Annotated in this window: 3 protein-coding genes; all 3 read right to left on the bottom strand. The window is 76.1% G+C overall.

Annotated elements, in window-relative coordinates:
* Positions 1–52: 52 nt before the first annotated feature.
* From OG624_RS41570 to OG624_RS41580, 3 genes are read right to left on the bottom strand one after another with little or no spacing between them, the layout of a single operon-like run.
* Positions 53–7342, bottom strand: a complete 7290-nt coding sequence (locus OG624_RS41570) for a beta-ketoacyl synthase N-terminal-like domain-containing protein (protein WP_331720999.1) — start codon at positions 7340–7342, stop codon at positions 53–55.
* On the bottom strand, positions 7339–22608 hold the full coding sequence (locus OG624_RS41575) for an amino acid adenylation domain-containing protein (protein ID WP_331721000.1): 15270 nt from the start codon (positions 22606–22608) through the stop codon (positions 7339–7341). Before OG624_RS41575 ends, OG624_RS41570 begins: the two co-directional genes overlap by 4 nt.
* Positions 22605–24638, bottom strand: a complete 2034-nt coding sequence (locus OG624_RS41580; RefSeq protein WP_244290790.1) for an alpha-ketoacid dehydrogenase subunit alpha/beta — start codon at positions 24636–24638, stop codon at positions 22605–22607. Before OG624_RS41580 ends, OG624_RS41575 begins: the two co-directional genes overlap by 4 nt.
* Between the last annotated feature and the right edge of the window lie 39 nt (positions 24639–24677).

The raw sequence follows: 24677 nt of genomic DNA on the forward strand, positions 1-24677 counted from the left end.
TTCCTCGGTTCTCGTACGGGTCGGGCGGTCGAGGTGGTGCGGGAGGGCGGGGTCAGCGCCGCGGGGTGAGCAGGGTGACCGCCTGCTCGATGGACAGCCGGTTGTCGCGGACGGCGCTGAGCAGCGCGTCCAGGTCCGCCTGGGAGGGCTCCCCGGCGCCGGTCACCGGCAGCGGGAGGGCGGCGGGCTCCGCGGCGGCGGCCGGGACCGGGGCGGCGCGTCCGGCGACGTGGCGGCTCAGCGCGGCCAGGCTGGGGTGGTCGTAGAGGATGCCGGCCTTCTCGTCCAGCCCGTAGGTCTGGTTGACGAACGCCACGAACTCCACGCCGAGGATCGAGTCCAGGCCGAGGGTGTTGAAACTCGCCTCGTCGTCGATGTCGCCGGGCTCGCAGTACAGCGTCCGCGCCAGCTCCTCGCGCAGTGCCCGGGCGACGGGGGCGGGGTCGACGGCCACGGCCGGGACGGCCGGAGAGGCCGGGACGGCCGGAGAGGCCGGGACGGCCGGAGAGGCCGGGACGGCCGGAGCGAAGGTCGGTGCCGGGGCGGGGGCTCCGAGCGACTCGGCGATGTGCCGGGCGAACGCGGCCGGCGTCGGGTGATCGTACAGGGCGGTCGCCTTGACTCCGACCGGGTAGGCGGCGTTCACGGCAGCGACGAACTCCACGCCGAGGATCGAGTCGACGCCCAGGGTCAGGAAGGTCTCCTCCGGGTCGAGCCGGTCCGGTTCGAGGTACAGCACACCGGCGAGCAGCCGGACGACCTCCTCGGCGATCTCCTCCTGACGGCCCGCCGGGACGGCGGCAGGGGCCGGTGCGGCAGGCGGGGCGGGCACGGCGGCGGGAGCCGCCGGGGTCGCCGGGGTCGCCGGTGCAGCGGGCCTCGTCGCGGCCGTGGCCGGAGCGAGCGGCCGGAGCGAGATCTTGCGGTCGCTGGTCATCTGTGGCTTCTCCATCGGGTCGGTTGCCGGCCGGCGGGCCGGCTCGGCCGCACCGCGCAGGGTCAGGGTGGGTACGGCAGTCGGCGCGGGTACGGCGGGGCGAACCGCTGCCCGGGCGGGTACGCCCGTGGGCGCGGAGACCTGCGCGCCTTCGGCGGCCGACACGGGCACGGCGGCCGGCGCCGGCGCGGTACCCGGCATGGCCTGCGGCCGGTCGGAAGGTGCCCGGCCGAAGTCGCGCAAGTGGTCCCGGGCGAACGCGGGTTCCTGCCCGGCACTGCCGAGGCCCTGCCGGTGCAGGTGGGCGATCTGCAGGTCGTACCAGCAGCGGACACGTTCGAACGGGTAGTGCGGCAGGGGGATGCGGCGGCCGACGGACGCGGCACCGCAGGCGGCCTCGCGGTCGATGCGCCGGCCGGAGAGCCAGGCGGCGATCTCCTCGCCGGCCGGCGGGACGGGCCGCGGCCGGCCTTCGGCCAGGGCTTCCAGACCGGCGAGCAGCAGGTCGAGCGAGTCGGCCGGGAGGACGGCGCGGCGGGCCAGGTCGACGCGCCCGACCGCGAAGGTGAAGGCGACGTCGGCCGCCGAGGGCTCCTCGCCGGCGGAACGGGCCCGGAGCAGATGGTCCCTCAGGTCCCGGGCGTACGCGGCGAGCGCGGTGTCCGTCCGGGCCGACAGGAACAGTACCTGCGGCTCCCGGCGGCCGGTTGCCGGACGCGGGGCGGGCGCGGGTGCCTCCTCGACGATCAGGTGGGCGTTGCCGCCGCCGGCACCGAACGAGCTGATCCCGGCCCGCAGCGGGCGCGCGGCGCCGTCGTGGGTGCGCCACGGCGCGAGCTGCTGCTGCACGCTGAACGGGACCCCGTCGAAGTCGATCTCCGGGTTGGGCGGGGTGGCGTGCAGCGACGGCACCAGGGTGCGGTGGCGCAGCTGGAGCAGCACCTTGGCGAGCGCCACCGAACCGGCGGCCGACTCCAGGTGGCCGACGTTGGACTTGACCGAACCGATCGGGAGGCTGCCCGGGCCCTTGATGCCGTCCCGGGCGAACGCCGAGGCGAGTCCGCGGATCTCGATCGGGTCGCCGAGCGCGGTGCCGGTGCCGTGCGCCTCGATGTAGTCGAGGTCGCGGGCGGTCAGGCCGGCGTCCCGCAGCGCCTTCGTCACCAGGTCGGCCTGGGCGCGGGGGTTGGGCACGGTGTAGCCGTTGGTACGGCCGCCGTGGTTGGCGGCGGTGCCGCGAATCACGGCGTGGATGTGGTCGCCGTCGCGCAGCGCGTCCCGCAGCGGCTTGAGGAGCACGGCTCCGACGCCCTCGCCCGGCACATAGCCGTCGCCGCCGGCGCCGAAGCTGCGGCAGCGCCCGTCGCTGGAGGCGAACCTGCCCTGGCCGAGCATGAAGTACTTGTTGGGGTGGATGAGGACGTTGACGCCGCCCGCGATCGCGACCCGCGACGTGCCGGCCCGCAGCGACTCGACCGCCAGGTGGACGGCGGTCAGCGCGGAGGAGCAGGCCGTGTCGACGGCGACGCTCGGGCCCTGGAAGTCGAAGAAGTAGGACACCCGGTTGGCTATGGACCAGTAGGCGCTGTTGGCCAGCACGGGATTGCCCCTGAGCCGCTCCTCCGCCTCGTGGAGCTGGTACTCGCCGTACATCGCGCCGACGAACACGCCGACGTCGCGCCGGTGCACCGGGTCCTCCGCGGCCGACACCAGACGGTCCGGGGTGTAGCCGGCGTCGTCGAGGGCCGCCCAGCAGCTCTCCAGGAACAGCCTGGCCTGCGGGTCGACGATCCCCGCCTCGCGGGGCGAGATGTTGAAGAGCGCGGCGTCGAAGTTCTCCACGCCGTCGACGAATCCGCCCCACTTGGTGTGGGTGCGGTCGACGCGGGTCTTGTCGGCGTCGTAGAGGGCCTCGGCGTCCCAGCGGTCGGCCGGGACCTCGGTGATGCTGTCGCGGCCCTCCGTCAGGTTCCGCCACAGCCGGTCGAGGCCGTCGGCCTCGGGGAAGCGTCCGGCAACGCCGATCACGGCGATCGCCCGCGGGTCGGCGAGGTCGTCGTCGGACGGCCCCGACGGCATGGCGGACACGGCGGGAGCCGGGGCCTGGGCCGGGGCGGCGGGAGCCGGGGCCTGGGCGGCGGGAGCGGCCGGGGCGGTGGTCTCCTTCGGTCCGCCCGCGAGCGCGGCACACCGCTCGGGGTGCTCCTCCCTCAGGTACTCGGCGAGCTCCTCCACCGAACGGCACTCGAACAGCAGGGTCTTGGAGAGCCGCCCGAAGTCCTTCTCCAGCAGCTCGACGACCCGGATGGCGAGCAGGGAGTCGATCCCCAGGTCGTCGAAGAGGCGGTCGGCGGTGACGTCGTCGACGGGAGTGCGTGTCGCCTCGGCCACGACGGCCGCCAGCCGCCGGTGCAGGACGGCGGTCACCTCCCCGGCCGGCGCGGCGGCGGGTGCCGCCTGTTCCGCGGCCGGAGCCGGAGCCTGGGCCGGAGCCGGCTCCGGGACGGCCGCGGGGGCCTCGGAGGTCAGCAGCGGGAAGGAGGCGAGCAGGGCCTCCCGGTCGCCGTACAGCACCACGGGCGCGGTCGCGGGACCGGCGAGCAGGGATTCCAGTACGGCGAGCCCGGCCTCGGTGGGCAGGGCCCGCATGCCGAGGGTGGCCAGTTCCTCCTGGGCCGGCCCGTCCGGGCGCATCCCGCCGTCCGCCCAGAACGGCCAGGCGATCGAGACCGAACGGCCCCGGCCGGCCCGGTCCGCGCGGCGGCGGACCAGTTCGTCCGCGGCGGCGTTGGCGAAGGCGTAGTCGGCCTGGCCGGCGCTGCCGAGGGCGCCCGACACGGAGGAGAGGACGACGAAGCAGTCCAGGTCCCAGTCGGCCGTGGCCGAGTCGAGCTCGGCCGCGCCGACCAGCTTGGGAACGATCACGTCGCGGGCGTCGGCGACCGTCTTGCGCAGGACGTACCCGTCGCGCAGGACCCCGGCGCAGTGGAAGACGCCGTTCACGGCGGGGCCGTCGGCAGCGATCCGCCGGGCGGTGTCGCCGACGGCTGCCGGGTCGGACGGGTCCAGCTGCCGGTACTCGACCGAACCGCCGGTCCGGGCCGCCCGGTCGGCGAGCCGGCGCAGCTCCTCGCCGCGCGCGCCGTCGGCGGCGGACCGGCCGGTGAGCACGATCCGTGCGGCGTGACGGTCGAGCAGGTGCTCGGCGAGGAGGGCGGCGAGGCGTCCCATCCCGTGGATCCAGTAGCGCCCGCCGTGGCGCAGGACCGGCCGGGAGCCGGCGGCCGGGGTGAGCGGTGCCAGGACGGTGGTCCTCAGCCCGCCGTCGGCCGCGACGGTCAGCGCACGGGAGAGCGGCACGCGCACCGTCAGGGCGTCGAGCGCGCGGCGCAGCCCGGCCGGTCCGGCGCCGTCCTCGACGGCGAGGGCGGTGAGGTCGAAGCGGGGGTTCTCACCGGTCAGCGAGCGCCCCAGGGCCGCGAGGCCGGCGCCGGCCACCGCACCCGCCGGGGAGCCTGCCGGGTAGGGGACGACCAGGTGTGCGCCACGTCGGCCGAGCGGTCGCAGCAGGGCGCGCAGCAGGGCCAGGACGCGCAGGGCGCCGTCGGTGGCGGTGGCCGCGGGGTCGGTGTGCGGGTCGTCGGCGGCGGCCGGCCACACGATGGTCGGCCGGCCACCGCCGGCGGGCAGCCGAGCGGCCAGCTCGGCTCCGGCCGCCGCGGCGGCGTCGGGGTCGGCGGGCGCCGGGAGCACCAGGTCGGCGCCGTCGAGGGCCGTGTCGCCGATCAGCACCAGCGGTCCGGCCGTGGCGGCGTCCCGGCCGGTCGGGGCGAACTCCTCTGCGGTGGAGGCGAACAGGTGGACTCCCTGCGGCACGGCGGGCGCACCGGCCGCAGCGGGGGCGGTGACCGGGCGCAGGGCGAGGCCGCGCAGCGTCAGCAGGACCGCGCCGTCCTCCGCCGCGACGGCCACGTCGTACCGGCGCACCCGCCGGCCGCCGCCGGCGAGCCGCTGCGGGCTGACCGTGACCCACACCTCGCCGGGCAGCGGAGCGTGCACCGTCAGCTCGTCGATGGCGAACGGGATGAAGGTCTCGCCGGCCAGGTCCTCGCGCAGGACGCAGCCGATGACGGACTGGAGGGCGCCGTCCAGGACACAGGGCGAGACCGTCTCGCCGGGCACGGACTCCGGTGCGGCGGTCACCCGGGCCAGCACCCCGGCGGGACCGTGGTGCAGTTCGCGCAGGACCCGGAAGGCCGGGCCGTAGCCGACGCCGTTGTCCGCGAAGTAGCGGTAGAGGGCTTCGGGTTCCGCCGATTCGGGGTACGAGCGGCGCAGGGCGGCGAGGTCGAGCGGGGCGGGCCGCTCCGGTGCGCCGGCCGGAAGCAGGCGGGCCTGGGAGTGGACGTCCGTGGAAGCCACGCGGACCTGTCCGTCCTCGATCTCCACCCGCAGCTCGACCGGGTCCACCACCTCGACCGTGCGGCGGAACGCGAGGTCGGCGAGGCCGGCTGCCGGTCCGCCGGCGAGTCGGCCGGCGGCGGTCAGTGCGAGGTCGATCTGGGCGGCGGCCGGGAAGACCGGCAGCCCACCGACGAGGTGGTCGGCCGCCAGCGGGTCACCGGGGCGCACCGTCCGGACCGGGAGCGCGTCGGTGGCCGCCTCGGGCGACCGGTTGTCCGGCGCGAGGTCCGGGGCGTCGGGGCGAGGCCACCGGCGGCGGGCGAAGGGGTAGCCGGGCAGCCGGACGCGTCGGCCGGTCCGGCCCGCGGCGGGCTCCGGTTCGGGCAGCTCGCCGGTGCCTTCGATCCACGCCCGGTAGGGGGCGGCCGAAGTCGCGGCTGCCGCGGTGCCCTCCCGGGCGAGCGTGCGCAGTTGCTCCGCCAGTTCGGCCGTGGTGCGCGCGGTCAGCACGGCCCGGACGGCACGGTGGCTGCGGCCGGTGCGCAGGGTGTGCGCGACGTCGGCCGGCTCCGGGGCGCCGGGGCGGCCCAGGGAGTCCGCCAGGGAGGCGGCGAGCTGCCGCAGGGCTTCCTCGGTACGGGCGGACACGGGCACCCGGTGCTCGTCGTGGCCGTTGCCGGCGGGCGGGGCCGGCAGGTCGGGCGCCTGCTCCAGCACCACGTGGGCGTTGGTGCCGCCGATGCCGAAGGAGCTGACCGCGGCCCGGCGCGGGCCGTCCGGTACGGGCCAGCCGTCGCCGCCGGCGGCGATCCGCAGGCCGCCGGTCCCGGCGAGCCGGCGGTTGGGCTTCTCGAACGGGGCCTGCGGCGGCACGGCGGCGTGCTCCAGCGCGAGGATCGCCTTGGCCAGGCCGGCGAGTCCGGCCGCGGTGTTGAGGTGGCCGACGACGCTCTTGACGGAGCCGATGGCGGCGGGGTGCGGCCGCTCGCCGCCGTAGACGCGGTCGAGGGCCGCGTATTCGATCGGGTCGCCGAGGTGGGTGCCGGTGCCGTGGGTCTCCAGGTAGCCGACGGTGTGCGCGTCGATCCCGGCGACGGCCAGCGCCTCGCGCAGGACTGCCTCCTGCCCCTCCGGGGACGGGGCGTGGTAGTCCATCTTGCGGGCGCCGTCGTTGTTGACGGCGCTGCCGCGGATCACCGCGCGGATCGGGTCGCCGTCGCGGACGGCGTCGGCCAGCCGGCGCAGTACGAGCGCGCCGGCACCGTTGCCGAAGACCGTGCCGTCGGCGCCGTCGTCGAACGGCCGGCACTCGCCGCTCGGCGAGAGGATCATGTCCGGTGCGGCGAGGTAGCCCGCCTGCGGGAAGTGCAGCGAGGCGGCGCCGACGACGGCCAGGTCGCTCTCCTCGCCGAGCAGGCTCTCCACCGCAAGGTGGACGGCGACCAGTCCGCTGGAGCAGGCGGACTGCACGGTCAGGCTGGGGCCGGTGAGGCCGAGCTTGTAGGAGATCCGGCTTGCGGCGAAGTCCTTGTCGGAGGAGGAGAAGCGGATCATGCCGGCCGCGTCCAGGTCGGTGATGCCGACCTGCGGCATCGTGGACTGGCCGACCGAGACGTACGCGGCGGTGCGCAGCCCCGTGCGGTCCGGCGCGAAGCCGGCGTCCTCCAGGGCGTGCCAGGCCGTCTCCAGCAGGACCCGCTGCTGCGGGTCCAGCCACTCGGCGTGCACCGGGCTGTAGCCGAAGAACTCGTTGTCGAAGGCGTCGGCGTCCTCCATGACGACGCCGGCGGGGACGAAGCCGGGGCGCCGGACCAGCTCGGGCCGGTGGCCCAGCCGGACGAGCTCCTCGGGCGAGTAGCGGTGGATCCCGCTGCGGCCCTGCTCCAGCAGCTCCCAGAGCCGGTCCGCCGAGGTGGCGGGGCCGAAGCGGCAGGACATGCCGACGACGGCCACCGCGTTCGGGTCGTCGACCGCGTCGTACGGGTGGTGGTCGTGGTTCATCGGTGGTCGTCTCCGAGTCGAAGGGCGCGCCGTGCCTCGCGGCGGGACGGGCGGGCAGCGGGAGCGGAAGGGGGCAGCGCGGTCCGGGCGGCGGGGGCGGCCGGGGCGGCCGGGGCGGGGGGTGCGGCCGGGGCGAGCCGCTCGGTGAGCAGGGCCACCTGGTCGTCGAGGGTGGGGCGGGCGAAGAGGTCGGCGACCTCCAGGCCGGTGCCGGGGAAGCGGTCCTCCAGTCGGGCGAACAGTCGGCCCAGCAGCAGCGAGTTGCCGCCGAGGTCGAAGAACCGCCGGTCACCGGGGACGTGGTCGAGTTCGAGGAGCTCGGCCCAGAAGGAGGTGACGCTCTGTCGGATCCGCGCCGGGTCGGCCTGCGCTGGCGCGTGGACCGCAGGCGGCATCGGGACCGGCGCGGGCGCCGGATCTGCGGACCGGACCGGATCGGTGGCGGCCTCCCGCTCCGCTGCGGGCCGGGCCAGCAGTGCGGCGGCCTTGCGGTCCACCTTGCCGTTGGGCGTGAGCGCCAGCTCGGGGGTGGTGACCAGCCGGTCGGGCAGCATCCAGGCCGGGAGGCTCGCCGCCGCGAACGCGCGGAGCTCGTCGAGGCCGGGTGCGGCGGCGCCGCGCGCCGGGACGGCGACGGCCACCAGCCGGACCAGCGCCCCCTCGCCGCGGAGCACCACCACGACCCGGGCCAGGCCCGGATGGGTGCCGAGCACGGCCTCGATCTCGCCCAGCTCGACGCGGTGCCCGCGGATCTTGACCTGGCTGTCGGCCCGGCCGAGGAAGACCAGCCGGCCCTGCTCGTCGCGCCGCACCAGGTCGCCGGTGCGGAACCAGCGTCCGCCGCCCTCGGGCCGGGCCGGGTGGGCGGTGAACCGTTCGGCCGTCAGGTCGGGCCTGCGCCAGTAGCCCTGGGCGACGCCGGGTCCGCCGATCCACAGCTCGCCGGGCTCGCCCGCGGCGGGCGCGGCCGTGCCGTCGACCTCGGTGACGACCAGGTCGGTCGCGCCGATCGGACCGCCGAGGTGCACGGCCGCGCCGTCCACGCGTCCGATCGTCGACCAGATGGTGGCCTCGGTGGGCCCGTAGACGTTCCACAGGCTGCCGGTGCGGGAGACCAGCCCGGCCGCCAGGTTCGGCGGCAGCGCCTCGCCGCCGCACAGCGCGGTCAGCCCCGCGCGGCCCCGCCAGCCGCCGTCCAGCAGCAGCTGCCAGCCGGCCGGGGTGGCCTGGAGAACGGTGACGTTCCGGCTCTCGATCAGGTCGGCCAACCGCCGGGCGTCGACGACGTCGGTGCGGCGGGCCACCACCACGGTGCCGCCGGTCAGCAGCGGCATGAACAGCTCCAGGACGGAGATGTCGAAGCACACCGTCGTGACGGCGAGCAGGCGGTCCTGCGGGCCGGTTCCGGTGGTGGCCGCGATGGCCTCCAGGGTGTGGACGACGTTCCCGTGGGTGACGCCGACTCCCTTCGGCCGGCCCGTGCTGCCCGAGGTGAACATCAGGTAGGCCAGGTCGCCGGGGAGGGGTGCGGTGCCCCGCCCGGAATCCGGCTCCGGCGCGGCGGCCGGGTCGAGGGCCTGGGCCGCGGGCAGTACCCGCAGGGTGGCGGGCAGCAGCGCGGCCAGGTCGGGGTCGGCGACCGCGAGCCGGCACTCCGCTCCCTCGACCACCATCCGCAGGCGGTCGGCGGGGTAGGAGTCGTCGAGCGGAACGTAGGGCCGGCCGCTCTTGAGAATGCCGAGGAGGACGGCCGCGAGCCGGGCCGAGCGGTGCATCAGCACCGCGACCGGCTCACCGGGCCCGGTGGCCCGCGACACCTGCCGGGCGACGGCGTCGGAGAGCTCGTCCAGCGCGGCGTAGCTGAACGTCTCGTCCCGGTCCTCGACCGCGGTGCGGTCCGGGGTGCGGCGGACCGAGTCGGCGAACCGGCTGACCAGGGTGGACCCGGCGGGGTCGAGCAGCCGGCCGGTCCGGCCGCCGTCCAGGTCCCGGGACAGCTCGACCACCATGCGCCGCAGGTCCTCGACGAGGCCGTCGACGGCCGGGCCGTCGAGCGCACCCGTGCGGTGGTTGGCGAGCACGTCCATCCCGTCGGGGCCGTCGGTGACCTCCAGTCCGAGGTCGAAGTGGCCGCGCTGGCCGCGCCGGTGGACCGGCAGGCCGATGTCCGTGCGTCCGCCCGGGGCGGCACCGGCGGTCTCGCGGCGCCAGTTCTGGTAGGCGAAGGTCACCGTGGGGACGGTGTGCTCCCCGGCGGCCCGGCACAGCTCGGTGAGCCGCGGGTAGGGCAGTCCGGCGTGGCCGACCGCACCGCGGACCTCGTCGTGGAGCGAGGTCAGCCAGTCGGCGACCGGACGGGCCGGGTCCAGGTCGATGCGCAGCGGCACGGAGTTGACGAAGCAGCCGACCGCGTCGTCCTCGCTCGCCGAGGCCCGGCCGTAGGCGGGCACCGCGAGCAGGAACGAGCGGCGTCCGGTCAGCCGGCCGAGGGAGGCCGCGAAGGCGGCCAGCAGCACGGTGAACGGGGTCACGCCGGCGGTGCGGGCGGTGGCGGACAGCAGTGCCGACAGGTCGGCGCCCAGTCCGTACTCGCGCTGCGCGGACGCGGCGTCGGTGCCCGTGTCCGCGTCCGGGAAGAGCGGCCCGGCCGTCAGCCGTGCCAGCCGGGCGGCCCAGAAGGACTCGTCGGCGGCGCGGGTCCGGGCTGCGTCCTCGCGCTCGCGGCGCAGGACGTCGGCGAAGGAGGGCGCCGGGGCGAGGGCCGTTCCCCCGCCGGTCCGGGCCGCGTAGAGGGCGGCGAGATCCTGGCCGATCAGCTCGGCCGACCGGCCGTCGGCGGCGAGGTGGTGCGTGGTCAGCTGAACGACGGTGTCGGTTCCGTCCCGCCAGAGCACGGGCCGCAGCAGCGGCTCGGTCGCCGGCGCGAAGCGGCGGTCGGCCTCCTGCCGTACGGCGGTGGCGAGGTCCATGCCGACCTCGGGCGAGCGGTCCACCAGGGCGGGTGCCGTCCGGGCGGGGACGAACGACGGTTCGCCGCGGTGCGGGCGCACGCAGCAGCCGAGCACCGGGTGACGGCGCACCAGGTCGTCCACCGCACCGGCGAGCGCGGCGCGGTCGGCGTCGGCGAGCCGCCAGGACAGGGAGATGTTGTACGGCGCCAGCGGGGCCGCGGCCTGGTCGGAGGTCCACATCCCGATCAGGCGGTCGGGCAGCGGTACGGCTTCGGTGCCTGCGGCGTCGACCGGGGCCGGTGCGGCCCCGATGACCGCGGGGGCCGCGGGGGCCGCGGGGGCTTCGGCGGGGGCCGGCCCGGTCTCCGCGGAGACCGCCGCGGTGAGCTGGGCTCCGTGGTCGCGCAGCAGGCGGTCGGTCAACTCGCCCAGGGTGGAGCTGTCGAGGAGCAGGGCGACCGGCAGCCGGCCCAGGTCGTCCTCCAGCAGCCGGCTGAGGCGCATCACCGCGATGGAGTCGACGCCGTAGTCCAGGAGCGGGCGGTCGGCGGCGATCATGGCCGCCGGGACGCCGATCGCCCGGCCCACCCGCTCGGCCAGCCAGCGCAGCGCGGCGGTGCGGCCGTCCGCGGCCGGAGCCGGGTCGGCGGCAGCGGCGGCGTCGGCGACAGCGGGAGTGGGAGTGGGAGTGGGAGCGGCCGGTGCCTCGCGGGGCTCCGGGGTGTCCGCGGCGGCGTCGGCGGCGACTCCCAGTGCCCGGGACCACAGGTCCTGGTCGCCGGCGACCAGGGCGGCGTGCGCCTGCCCGGGTCCGGTGGCCAGGTCGAGCAGCGGCCACATCCGGCGTACGGCCTCGCGCACCGGCAGCGGGCGCAGCCCGAAGGTGTCGGACAGGTAGCCCAGGGCGGCGGGCTCGGGCGCCATGCCGGCGCCCTCCAGCACCGGCCAGCCCACGGAGAGGCTGCGCCCGGACCGCAGGCCCAGTTCCGTCCAGCGGGTCCGGGCGGCCGCGAAGCCGTCCAGGAAGCCGTTGGCGAAGGCGTAGTCGGACTGCCCCTGGTTGCCGACCAGGGCGGCCAGCGAGGAGGCGACGACGAAGAAGTCCAGCGGGTGGTCGTGGAAGGCGGCGTCCACCGCGACCGCGGCCAGCACCTTGGCCCGGCAGACCTCCTCGATCATCTCGGGGGTCTTGCCCCGCAGGAAGCCGTCCCGCAGGACGCCGGCCGTGTGCACGATGCCGTGCAGCTCGGTGCCGGAGCGCTGCAACTCCGCAGCCAGCTCGGCGAGCTGGGCGAGGTCGGTGACGTCGCACCGGCGGTAGTCCACCGGTCCGGTGCCGGCCGGCCCGCGAAGCTGGGCCAGGGCCGCCTCGTCGGGGGCCGAGCGCCCGACCAGGACGAGGCGTGCGGTCGGCCGGGCGGCCCGGACGGCGGCGGCGATCTCGCTGCCCAGGCCGCCCTGCCCGCCGATCACCAGGTAGGTTCCGTCCGCGCGAAGGAGGCCGGCCGGGTCGGCCGTACCCGTGTCCCGGACGGGGGCCAGGGCAGCACGCCGGCGGCGGTCGCCGGGGCCGATCCGCACCCAGTCCTCGCCGTCGGCCGGTTCGGCCGAGAGCTCGGCCCGGACGGCGGCGACGGCGTCGGGCAGTACGGTGCCGGCCGTGCCGGAGCCGACGGAGGCCATCCGCAGCCGCAGCCTGCCGGTCTCACCGGCCACCGTGCGCACCAGGCTGTGCAGGGCGCGCTGGAAGGGCGACGGCCCGGCGGCGGAGTCGTCGGTGGCGAACAGCACCAGGACGCCGTCCAGGGCGCGGGAGCGGACCAGGGCCTGGAGCAGGCCGAAGACCTGTGCGATCGGGCCGGTCCTGAAGTCCGTCCAGTCGGCCGCGATCTGCCCCGCGGGCAGCGGGTCGGCGCCGAACCCCAGGCCGCGCGGGCCGCCGGTGAGGTCGACCAGGACGGTCGCGGGGGCTCCGGTGCGCCCGGCGGTCTCCGCCAGTGCGTCGACGTCGCAGGCCCGGTCGAACGAGAGGCGGGCGGCGGCCTGCGGGGCCAGGCCGTCGGCGAGGGCGCCGTCGCCCACCGTCCAGAGGGTGCCGATCGGGCGCCCTGCGGCGGGACGGGGGGCGTCCGGCCAGCCGAGCCGGTAGGTGGCGACGGCCGGGGCGCGGTCGCCGTCCGCCGGAGCGAACGCGGCAGCCGTGGTGGCCGTGTCGGCGGTACGGGCCGGGGCCGCCGGGGCGTCACGGTCCTCCACCCTGATGCGGAAGCCCTCGGCCTCGGCGAGCACCTCGCCGGAGCCGGCGTCGACCAGGCGCACGTCGAAGACGTGCGTGCCGGACGCCTCCTCGGCGCGGACCCGGCGCGCGTGGACGTACGCCTCGCCGGTCACCGGGGCGTGCACGGCGAGCCGGTTCACGGACAGCGGCCGGTAGCGGCGCCGGGCGGCGGGATCCTCGCAGAGCAGCAGGAAGGCCGCGGTCTGGCAGGCGCCGTCGAACAGCGCCGGGTGAAGCACCTGCCTGCCGTCACGGTCCTCGCCGTCGGGCAGCCGGAGCCGGGCGGTGGTCTCCTCGCCGTCGCGCAGCGCACGGCGCACGGTCCGGTAGAGCGGACCGTAGGCGAAGCCGTGGCCGGCGAAGACCCGGTAGAAGTCCTCGGCGTCGACGCCTTCGGCGAGGTGCCGGGCCAGGTCCTCCGGCCGGTACCGCAGGGAGGGCTGGACCCGGTCGGCGACGGCGGCTTCGGTCCAGCCGCGTGCCGCGGTCCGCTCGCCGTCTGCGGCGGTGACCGCCTCGACGGTGAAGCTGCGCGTACCGTCGGCGCCGGGTTCGGCCAGCTCGGCACGGACCGTCATGGGGAGCCCGGCGGCGGGGGCGGGCCACATCAGGTCACGGATGACCTGACGGTACGGGGACTCGCCGGCGGTCAGGAGCGCCTCGTGGACGAGTTCGGGGTGGAAGGCTCCGGGCAGCAGCGCGGTGCCGTCGACGACGTGATCGGCCACCCAGCGGGACGCGCCGCCGAGGCGGGCCGTCACCGTCCGGGTCGCGGGGATCCGTACGGAGTCGGCCAGCGGCAGGTCGATCGGGGCGCCCAGTAGTGGGTCGTGCCCCTCGGGCGCGGTCAGGGTGCAGCGGCGGCGGGCGAACGGTGTGGTGGGCAGCGCCACGCGGCGGCCGGGCAGGTCCTGCGCGGGCGGCCGTCCGTCGACGACCCAGGCCCGGGCGACGGCCTCGGCGTGGTCGGCGGTGTCGGCGGTGGCCACGTCCGGGTGGGGGCGGCCCTCGGCGAGGGCGGTGAGCGCCTCGCGCAGCCGCCTCGGGTCGGAGGCGGTGACCGCGGCGCGGTGCGGCCAGGTCTCGCGGCCCACCCGCAGGGTGTGCGCGATGTCGGTCGGCGTGGCCGTGGCGGCCAGCAGCGTCTCGCTGCCGGGAACGTGGGCGATCAGGCCGGCGAGCCGGGCGGCGAGGGTGCGCAACCGCTGGGGGTCGGGGGCCGACAGCGGGAGAAGCACCGGCGTGCGGTCGGCCCCGGGGCGGGCGGGCGCGGGCTGTGCGGTCTGCGGGTACTCCTCCAGCAGGACGTGGGCGTTGCTCCCGCCGGCGCCAAAGGAGCTGACGGCGGCCAGCCGCGGCAGGGTCCGGCCCTCGGCGTCGACGGACTGCGGCCAGGCCTCGGCGCGGCGCTGGATGTGCAGGGAGGTGCCGTCCAGGTCGAGCTTGGGGTTGAGCTGCTCGGCGTGCAGGGTGGGGACGAGTTGGCCGTGCCGCAGTTGGAGGACGGCCTTGGTGAGGCCGGCGATGCCCGCGGCGGCCTCACCGTGTCCGATGTTGGACTTGACCGAGCCGATCCGCAGGCCGGCCGTGGCGGGACGGTCGCCGTCGAAGGCGAGGGCCAGTGCCCGAAGTTCGATCGGGTCGCCGAGTTCGGTTCCGGTGCCGTGGGCCTCCAGGTAGCCGACTGCGGCGGGGTCGATCCCGGCGGCGTCGAGGGTGGTGCCGATCACGGCGGCTTGGGCGAGCGGGTTGGGCACGGTGTATCCGCCGGTGCCGCCACCGTGGTTGAGGCCGGTGCCGCGGATCACTGCGTAGACGGTGTCGCCGTCGGCCTCGGCCCGGTCCAGGCGCTTGAGGACGACGGCTCCGACGCCCTCACCGGGGACGAAGCCGTCGCCGCCCGCCCCGAAGGCGCGGGTGCGGTCGCCGCGCGAGGGCATGCCGAGCGCGCAGAGGCCGGCGAACCGGTCCGGGTGCAGATAGAGGTTGACGCCGCCGGCGAGTGCGAGGTCCGCCTCACCGTCCTGGACGGCGCGGCAGGCCAGGTGAAGGGCGGTCAGGGAGGAGGAGCACATGGTGTCGACCGTCAGGCTCGGGCCGCTGAGGTCGAACGCGTGGGAGACCCGGTTGGCGACGGAGGCCGCCGCGGTGACGGCGTACTCCGGGTTGTCGGCGCCTGCCAGCCGCGCCTGGTGCTGGGCGATCAGGTGGCTGTTGGAGGTGACGCCTGCGAAGACGCCGACCTTCGGGCCGCCGGCGCTGCCGGACAGGGTGCGGCGGCTGTAGCCGGCGGTCTCGAACGCCTCCCAGGAGACCTCCAGGAAGAGCCGTTCCTGGGGGTCCATCACGGCGGCGTCGCGGGGGGTGATGCGGAACAGCTCGGGGTCGAAGCGGTCCCAGCCGTCGACGAAGCAGCCCCAGCGGGCGTAGCCGCCGCCGAGGGTGCGGGCGGTGCGCCAGTCCCAGCGTTCGGCCGGGACCTCGGTGACCGGGTTCCGGCCCTCGGACAGCAGCCGCCAGAAGGCGTCGATGTCCTCGGCGCCCGGGTAGCGTCCGGCCAGGCCGACGATGGCGACCGGTGCACGGTGCCCGCTCGGCTCGGCCGGCACCGCCGGGCGGGCCGGGCGCGGGCCGGCAGCGCTGCGGGCCGCGGCGTCCGGGGAGACGGGCAGGGTGGCCGGGACGGTGAGGGGTGCGGGCGGTGTCGCGGCCGCCACCGTGACCGCGTGCGGGCGGGCCCGGCGCGTGGGGGCCGCCAGCCAGGCGGCCAGGGAGCGCAGCGAGGTGTGCTCGAACAGCACCGTGGAGGGTATCGCCCGGGCAGGGAAGCGCTGCCGCAGGGCGGCGGTGAACTCGCCGTTGAGCAGCGAGTCCACCCCGATGCCGGGGAAGTCGCAATCCTGGTCGATGAGTGCGTGGTCCTGGCCGGTCAGGTCGGCGGCCAGCCCGGTCAGTTCGGCGAGCAGGTCCGCGGCGCCCGCGCCGTCGCCGGTGGCGTCACCGTCGCCGGCGGCCGGGGCCTCGTCCGGGGCCTCGGCCGCGGCGAAGGCGGTGGCCGCAGCGGTGGCGCCGGCCGGGCGGGCCCGTCCGCCGAGCGCCCGGGCCAGTTCGTCGAGCGTCCGGTGCTCGAACAGCGCGGTGCTGGAGATCTCGCCGAACGCCTTCGACACGGCGGTGACGAGCTCCAGGTTGAGCAGCGAGTCGATGCCCAGCTCCTGCCACGGCCGGTCGCCGGGGACATCGGCCCGCGGGTCGCCCAGCAGCTCCCGGACGATCTCCCGAAGCCGGTCGTGGGTGCCGCCCGTGCCGTCGGTGCCGTCGGCGGCCGGGGTCCGGGTCGCCGCTGCGGCGGCCGGCACGTCTGCGGCGGGGGCGGACGGGGCACGGCAGTCCAGCAGCGCCACACATCCGGGTACGTCGCGCTGGTGCCCGACCCCGGCGAGCGTCCAGCCACCGGCCTCCAGGAGGGCCTGCCAGCGGGCGCCGTCGAGCAGCGGCCCGTGCGGCAGGCGGTACTGGGTGTCGACGTAGCGCCACCAGCCGTCCGTCAGGCCGAAGGTGAGGGTGTAGACCGCGGCGGGGACTGTGATCTCGACGAGCAGCAGCCGTCCGCCCGGGGCGAGCAGCTCGGACACGTGGCGCAGCACCAGGGTCAGGTCGCGGGTGGCGTGCAGCACGTTGCTGGCGACGACGAGGTCGTAGTGACCGGTGGCGAACCCCTGACCGGCGGGGCTCTTCTCGATGTCGAGCAGCTGCGGGCCGACCCGCTCGCCGAACCGGCGCCGGGCGTGCTGGAGGAACGCGCGGGACACGTCGGTGTAGGCGTACTCGGCGTCGGTGACGCCGAGGGCGTCCATCGCGGCCAGCGCGGAGGCGGTGGTGCCGCCCACGCCCGCACCGATCTCCAGGATGCGGGGGCGCCGGCCCTCGCGGGCGATCCGGGCGGCGTCGGCGGCGAGCTCGCGGGCAACGGCCGCGTTGACCGGGTCGAAGAGCTGGTTGTTGCTGTAGATGGCGGACACCGCGCCGAGGTCGCCGCGCGGGAAGAGCACCGCGGTGGCGGGCTGCTCGCCCCGCAGCACCGGGCCGTACGAGGCGAGGGCGCGGTCCAGCAGTTCGACGTGACCGAGCAGGTCGGGGTGGCCGGCCAGCAGGGCGGCACGGTCGGTGGCCAGGTGCACGGCTGACCGGGCGTCGGGGCCCTCGCCCTCCAGCAGGTCCAGGACGGCGGCGAGCAGGCGGTGGTGCTCGGGGACGACGCCCAGCAGGTCGGCGGCGGCGGTGCAGCCCGCCCGGGCGGTGCCGTGGTCCAGGCCGAGGTCGGCCATGGTCCGGGCCAGGGCGCCGCGTGCGTAGCGCTCCAGCAGGTGCGCCGGGTCGGCGGCGGCCGGACGGGTCAGGGCCCGCAGCGGCTCCGGATCGCCACTGATGGCGACGGTCTGCGGATCGGTGCCGGACATGCCCGCTTCCAAGGCGGCCACCCCTCTCTCTGGTTCGAAGTCGGTCAGTCCCGGGTACTGGCGCCGGACGTGTGCGGTGTACTGGCGGGCGAGGCCGGTACCGCGCCACAGGCCCCAGTCGAAGGTGCGGACCACCAGCCCGCCGTCGCCGTCGACGGCGGCCGCGTAGTGGTCGAGGAAGGCGTTGGCCGCCGCGTAGTTGAGGCCGCCGACGCTGCCGAACAGGCCGGCGACGGAGGAGAACAGGACCAGGGCGGTGCCCGGCCGGCCCGCCAGGGCTCGGCGCAGCGTCAGGACGGCCGTGACCTTGGTTTCGAGCACGTGGTCGATGTCGGCGGCGGTGAGCCCGGTCAGCAGGCCGTCGCTCACGGAGCCGACGCTGTGCAGCAGGCCGTCGGGCTCGCCGAAGTCGGTGCGGCAGCGGGCGAGTGCGGCGGCGACATCGCCGGCGTCGGTGACGTCGCCGCGGTGGTAGTGGGCCTGCCCGCCGGCTGCCCGCAGGTCCTCCAGCAGGTTCCGGACGTCCTCGCCCTCGGCCGAGCGGCCGACGAGCAGCAGCGAGGCGCGGTAGCGGGCGGCGAGATGGCGGGCGACCTCGCCGCCGATTCCTCCGGCGCCGCCGAACACGACGTACACCCCTCCGGGGCGAAATCCCCGGGCGTCGGGCAGCGGCCGCTCGGCGAGCACCTGGCGCAAGCGGCGGACGCCGCGCAGCGCGACCAGTGGGACGGCCCGCCCGCAGGGCTCGGCCACGGCGGCGGCGATCGGTTCGAAGGCGGCGCTGTGCAGCGCGTCGGCGGGCAGGTCGACGGCGGCGGTGGTGACGGTCGGCACCTCCAGTGGCAGGGTGCGCAGCGCTCCGAGGAGCGCGCCCTGGAGCGAGGCGCCGGGGGCCGGGGACTCGCCGTCGGGGGCTCCGAGGCCGGTGGTCAGCAGCCGCACCTCGGCGGGTGTGCCGCTTTCCGCGAGGACCTGGGCGGTCGTCAGCAGTGCGGTGAGCCAGTGGCGCAGCGCCGTGACGCCGGCGGTGTCCTCCGTCCACCGGCAGCCGCCGACGAGGAGGGTCACGGCGAGGGGGGATCCGGCTGCGGCGCGGACGGCCGTGCCGAGGCGGTCACGGTCGACGCCGTCCGGGCCGACCGGGAGCAGGGTCGCGACGTCTCCGCGCAGGCCTTCGGCGGCCCGCTCGGTGTGCCGGTCGTACAGCGTGACGGTATGGGTCGCAGTGCCGGCCGGGGCGGGGCGGGGGGTGCTCTCCTCGGCCCAGACCGGCGACAGCACGCGGATCGGGGCGCTGTCCTGCGCGGCCTGTGCGGGTGCGGTCGACGCGGGTGCGGACGGTGCCTGAACCAGGCGGAGGCCGCGTACCCGCAGGACGGCCCGTCCGTCCTCGGTGACGGCGTCCAGGTCCACCAGGACGTGTTCGGGGGAATCCTCCACGAGGTGCAGCAGCAGGTCCGCGCGGTCGGGCAGTTCGCCGCTCCAGAACACCCGGCCGAGGGCGGCGGCCATCAGGGTGCTGCCGGGGGCGGCCAGTGCGCAGGCTGCCTGCAGGGCGGCGTCGAGCCAGCCGACCCGGCGGGTCAGCGGGTCGCCGGCCGGCGGGGTCAGCCGGCCGGCTGCCCGGTTGCCGGACCGCACCAGGGCGGTGACGGCGTGGTAGGCGGTGCCCACATCGATGCCGGCCCGGTGCAGCATATCGGCGAGGTCGACCGGGGTGCCGTCGGCAAGGGTGCGGTCGCCGGCCGCCAACGGCTCCGGGGTCCCCGGGTCGGCGACGGCCCTGGCGTGGACGTGGCCGTCGTGGTGGACCGTGAGGGCCGTCCGGCCGTGGCCGTCGTCCGTGCCGCGTTCCAGGCGCAGGCCGTCGTCGAACGGGACGGGGCGCAGGAAGCGGACGCCGCTCAGGGCGACGGGTCCGCCGCCGGCGAGAGCGTCGATCAGCAGTGCGCCGGGGGCGACGGCCCGGCCGGCCACGCGGTGCTCGGCCAGCGGGTGGCCGGCGGGCAGCACGAGTGCGTTCGTGCGACCGCCGGTCACGGCGGCAGCGGTCGCCACGACGGCCGTCGGCGCGGGGCCGGACGGGGCGGCCACCGCCGACGCGGGGCGGGCCGCGGGCTCGCCGGGCAGCCAGTACGGCTCGCGCTCGAACGGGTAGGGCACCAGCGGGACGCGCCGGGGCGGCTGCCCGACGGTCCACAGGGCCGCCCAGTCGGCGGTGCCGCCGGAGAGCCACTGGAGCAGGGCGGTGCGGGCCCGTTCGTCGGTCAGGGTGGCGAGGGCGTCGGGGCGTTCGAGGGTGGCGGTCGCCGGGTGGGTCTCCCCCGCGGCGAACGCCCGCACGGCGTCGGCCAGTTCGCCGGTGTCGCGGGCGACGACCAGCATCCGCTCGGCCAGGGCGCGCCGGCCGCTCTGCAGGGACCAGGCGATCTGCTGCAGGTCGAGGCCGGACGGTTCCTTCCCTATCCGGTCGGCGAGGCGGCCGGCCAACCGGACGAGCGACCGCGCGGTGGCGGCCGACAGGGGGACGGCCAGCAGTACGCCGTTCCCGTTCGCCGCGCCCGGGCCGTCGAGGGCCGGGGCCTCCTCCAGGACGGCGTGCGCGTTGCTGCCGCCGAAACCGAAGGCGCTGACGGCGGCTCGACGCGGGGAGCCGTCCACCCGCGGCCAGCGGACCGGGTGGTCGGCCACCGTGAGCGGGGTGCCGTCGAGGTCGATGTGCGGGTTGAGCTCCGTGAAGTTCGGTGTCCCGGGGATCAGCTCGTTGCGCAGCACCTGGACGGCCTTGATCAGGCCGGCGAGGCCGGACGCGCCCTCCAGGTGCCCGATGTTCGCCTTGGCCGAGCCGACCCACAGCCGGTCCAGCGGGCCGGCGGCCCGGGTGACCGGTCCCCCGGCGCCACCCTCCAGCACCTCCCGGACGGCGTCGATCTCGATCGGGTCGCCGAGCGGGGTGGCGGTGCCGTGAGCCTCCAGGAAGCCCAGGTCTGCGGCGTGCAGACCGGCCCGGTCCAGGGCGGTGCGCACCAGGGCGGCCTGCGCGCGGGGGTTGGGGGCGGTCAGGGCGGCGGCGCGACCGCCATGGTTGACGGCGGTCGCCCGCAGGACGGCCAGCACCGGGTCGCCGTCCTCGATCGCCCGGTCGAGCCGCTTGAGCACCACCCAGCCGGCGCCCTCGCCGCGGACGAACCCGTCGGCTCCTCGGTCGAACACCAGACTGGTCCCCTGCGGGGAGAGCATGCCGGCCCGGCGGTACGCCTCGTTGTTGAAGCCGTTGCTCAGCAGGTTGGCGGCGCCCGCTAGGGCGATCTCGCAGTCTCCGGAGCGGATCGCCCGCTCGGCGAGCGAGAGCGCGGTGAGCGCGCCGGAGCAGGCGGTGTCGACGGTGATGCTCGGGCCGGTGAAGTCGTAGGTGTGGGAGATCCGGTTGGCGAGGAAGGCGGGGAAGGTGCCGACGGTGGCGTACCCGTCGGCGGCGTCCCGCTCCACCAGCTGCTCGCGGTAGTCGTAGCTGCACGCGGCGGCGAACACGCCGACCGGCGTGCCCGCCAGGTCGTCCGGGTCGAGGGCCGCGTGTTCCAGGGCGTGCCAGCTCAGTTCGAGCAGCGCGCGCTGCTGCGGGTCCATCGAGGCGGCCTGGCGCGGGGTGACGGAGAAGAAGCGGGCGTCGAAGAGGTCGATCCGGTCCAGCAGCCCGGCCCGCGGCGCGGCGGCGGCCGGGTCGCCGGCCGGGGACCCGGCAAAACGACCCGCGGGAACCGGCTCGATCCGGCAGTGGCCCTCGGCCAGCAGGGACCAGAACGCGTCCACGTCGTCGGCGCCGGGGACACGGCAGGCCATGCCGATGACGGCGACGGCGCCCCGTACGTCTTCCTCAGCCGGCCCGCGGGCATCCGGAACGGCCACCGGAACCGGCACGGACGTGGCCGCTACGGACGTGGCCGCCGCGGACGCGACCGGCACGGACGCGATCGGCGCGATCGGCGTGGGCGGGGTCGAGGGCGCCTCGCCGGGTGCGGTCTGCGGGAGCAGCTCGGCGAGGGCCCGCAGGGTCGGGTACTTCCAGATCGCGGTGGCGGGCAGCTTGGTCCCGAAGATCCGGCCCGCTTCACGGGTCAGGCGCAGGGCCTTGGCGGAGTCGATGCCCTGCTCGCCGAGCGGGCGGTCGGGATCCACCGCGTGGTCGGCCACCTCGCTCGCGAGAGCCGTGAGCCGCTCCAGCGCGCTCTCCCGGACCTCCCTGGCCTGCTGTCCGTCGGCCCGGGTCCGGTCGGTCGTCGCGGCCGGGACGGGTGCCTCCGGTTCACCGGCCTGTGCGAGCTCGGCCCGCAGGGCGTCCAGGAAGCGGGCGGCCTCCTGGCCGTTGAACACGGTGTGGTCGAATGCCAGAACGATCCGGCGGACCGCCTTGGGCCCGCTGCCGGACGGCGCTCCGAGGAACAGCGTGGCGGCGGCGGGCGGCACGACGACGGGGACGGCGAAGGTCGCGCCCTGGTCGCCGAGGTGGGAGAGCATCAGGGTGACCCGGCCGTCGGCCTGGGACTCGCCGCCGAGGGCGCGCTCGACGGCGTCGGCGTAGCGCTCGTCGAACCGGTCGGCGTCCAGCAGGTCGGAGCCGCGCACCACGCCGATCGTCAGATCACCGTCCTCACCGGCACAGGCGATGCCCAGGTCCACGTGGTCGAAGACGCGCAGGTGGTCCTCGCCCAGGCGGCGCGACCTCAGGAACGGGAAGTCGGCGGCGACACGGGCAGCCAGGTGTGCGAAGACCTGGAAGGCGGTGGTGAAGCTCTGGCCGTCGCCGGCGGCGCGGCGGGCGCGCAGCGCGCTCGCGAGGAGTTCTTCCCGGACCTCGGTGGCCACGACGGCAGGCACCACGTCACCGGTGCCGGAACGCAGCGCCCGGTTGAGCTCCTTCTGACGCCGGCTGACGGGCCGGTCGGTGAAGTCGTGGCCGGCGCCGGTGAGCGGCGCCGGGGTGACGGGCTTCGCGCCCTCGACCGGGTCCTGGGACCGGGCCTGGAGCCGGACCTGCTGCGGCTCGGGGGCGGCGCAGGCGCGGTCGGCGACGTGGCGCTCCAGGTCGGCCGGCATCAGGCTGCGCCCCCGGGCGGGAACCAAGGTCGCCAGGACCGTCTCGTCCAGGCCCAGCCTGCGGGCGTGGGCCCGGGTGCGGGGCGGGATGCGGACGGTGCCGGTCCGGGGCTGTCCGGGCGGTCCGGCGGGCGACGCGCCCTGCGCGGGTGCGGGAGCCGGGCCTGCGCCGTCGGCGGCTGCGCCCGGCTCGGCGGGTGCTCCGGTCCCGGCGACCGCCTCGGTCTCGGCGACCGGCTCGATCTCGGCGACGGCTCCGCCGATCGGCACCCGTCGGCCCTCTTCGACCAGCCAGGCGGTCAGCCTGCCGGCCGTCGGCGACTCGATCTCCAGGGAAGCCTTGTCGTGCTCCATCTCGTAGAGCAGTTCGTCCTTGGCGACGAGGTCACCGGGCTGCTTCAGCAGACGCAGGATCAGGACTTCGACGATCCCCTCCCCCAGTCGCGGGACGGTCAAGGTGGTCGTCGTCTTCTTCTCGCTCATGCCAGCACCGATCGGATGGCCGCGACCACGTCGTCCGCCGCGGGCAGCACGGCGCTCTCCAGGTCGGGGTGGAAGGGGATGTGGACGTCCCGGCGGGATACGAGCCGGGGCGGCGCGAGCAGCGAGTAGAACTCGTCATCACTGCCGAGGAGGTCGGCCAGGACGGTGGCGCCGAAACTGCTGGTGCGGTTGTCCTCCTGGACCACCACCAGACGGCCGGTCCGCCGGACGGAGGCGGCGACCGCCTCTCGGTCGACCGGGGTCAACCAGCGCAGGTCGATCACCTCGGTGCCGACGCCCTCGGCGGCCAGCCGGTCCGCCGCCTCCGTGGCCAGTTCGGTGCCATTGCCCCAGGTGGCGATGGTGACGTCGGCTCCGGTACGCAGCAGCCGGGCGCCCCGGGCGGGTGCCGGTCCGGGCTGCGGCGGGTGCTGGCGGCGCATCAGGTGCTTGGGGAGCAGGATCAGCGTCGGGTCGGGGGATGCGAAGGACTCCAGGAAGACCGCCTCGGTGTCCTCGGGGGTGGAGGGCACCACGACCCGCAGCCCGGGCAGGTGGGTGAACAGGCTCTCGTTGCTCTGGCTGTGCCAGATTCCGCCGCCCGGCAGGTAGCCGCCCCAGGGTGCGTAGATCACGACGGGGCAGCGCCAGGCGGAGGCCGTCCGCCAGCGCAGGGTGGTCAGCTGGGAGGCGATCTGGTTCCAGGCCGGTCCGGCGAAGTCGACGAACTGGAGCTCGACCACCGGCCGCATGCCGGCCGCAGCGAGCCCGACGGCGGCGCCGACGATGGTGGCCTCGGCGAGCGGGGAGTTGGTCATCCGGGGGCCGGCGAGGGTGCCGAGGCCCTTGGTGAATCCGAAGACGCCGCCCTTCGGGTCCTCGATGTCCTCGCCGAACAGCACCAGCGTCGGGTCGTTCTCCAGCCCGGTGCGCAGGGCCCGGTTCACCGCCTCGACCATCGTTCCGCCGCAGGGGCGGGTGTCGGCGGGGGCGGTCGGCTGCTCGTCCGCCGCGGCGAACAGGTGGTCCATCACCTCGCCGGGGTCGGCGGAGGGTTCTCCGGCCACACGGTCGAAGACCTCCTCGACGTCGTCGGCGAGCCGGGCCCGGACCTGGTCCGCCCAGCCGGGGACGATCGTCCCCTCGGCTTCCAGCCGGTCGGTGAAGAGGGCCACCGGGTCGCGCATGGCGGCGAGTTCGTCCTTGGTGCGGTAGAGCCGCTGGTCGTCGGAGGATGTGTGCGAGTCGAGCCTGTCCAGCCGGCACCACAGCACGGCCGGGCCCCGGCCGGCGCGGACGTCCGGCAGCACGGCGGCCGCGGCGGCGTGCACGGCGTCCGGGTCCGACCCGTCGACGACCTTGGTGATCGCGTCCGGCATCAGGCCGAGCCGCTGCGGCGAGAGGCCGTCGGTCGGGGTGCTGATTCCGTAGCGGTTGTCGGAGACGAGGAAGACGACCGGGAGTTTCCGTTCGACCGCGAAGGCGAGCGCTTCGAAGAATTCACCCTGTCGCGTCGAGGCGTCGCCGATGGAGCAGACGACGACCTTCCTCTCGCCGCTCAGTACGGACGCCCACGCGGCGCCGGCCGCCGGCAGGCACTGGCTTCCGGTCGGGCTGGCGAGGGAGAAGACATTTCCCGGGCGGTGGCTGAAGTGCGAACTCATATTACGTCCGGCGGAATGCGATCCGCCCTTGGCCATGAGGTCACGGGCCTGTCCTTCGGCATCCATTCCGCGCGCCAGCATCAGGGTGCGGTCGCGGTAGTGGGGGAAGATCAGGTCCTCGGGTTCCAGCAGTTCACACAGGGCTGCGAGGGCTTCGTGGCCGGCCGATGAGATGTGGAACCACGCCTGGCCCTGCCGCAGAACGATCCCGGAACGCCGGTCGCATTCGCGCGAGAGCATCATCTGCTCCAGAAAGGCCGCTCGCCGGTCCCGGGGAATCGTGTCCCCGGTTCCGCCGGCGCGCGACAGCACGTTCTCGGAACTCTTGGCCTTTTTCTTCTTCGCATCCGGAGCAGCGTCGGGCACAGCAGGTCTCCACGGTCTTCAGGATTCCAACCCGGTTTG

The organism is Streptomyces virginiae, from assembly GCF_041432505.1.
GTDB lineage: Bacteria > Actinomycetota > Actinomycetes > Streptomycetales > Streptomycetaceae > Streptomyces > Streptomyces virginiae_A.

What these genes read in the sequence shown, in the direction of transcription:
- OG624_RS41570 (WP_331720999.1), bottom strand. Translation starts at nt 7,342, where the DNA reads ATGAACCACGACCACCACCCGTACGACGCGGTCGACGACCCGAACGCG.
- OG624_RS41575 (WP_331721000.1), bottom strand. Translation starts at nt 22,608, where the DNA reads ATGAGCGAGAAGAAGACGACGACCACCTTGACCGTCCCGCGACTGGGG.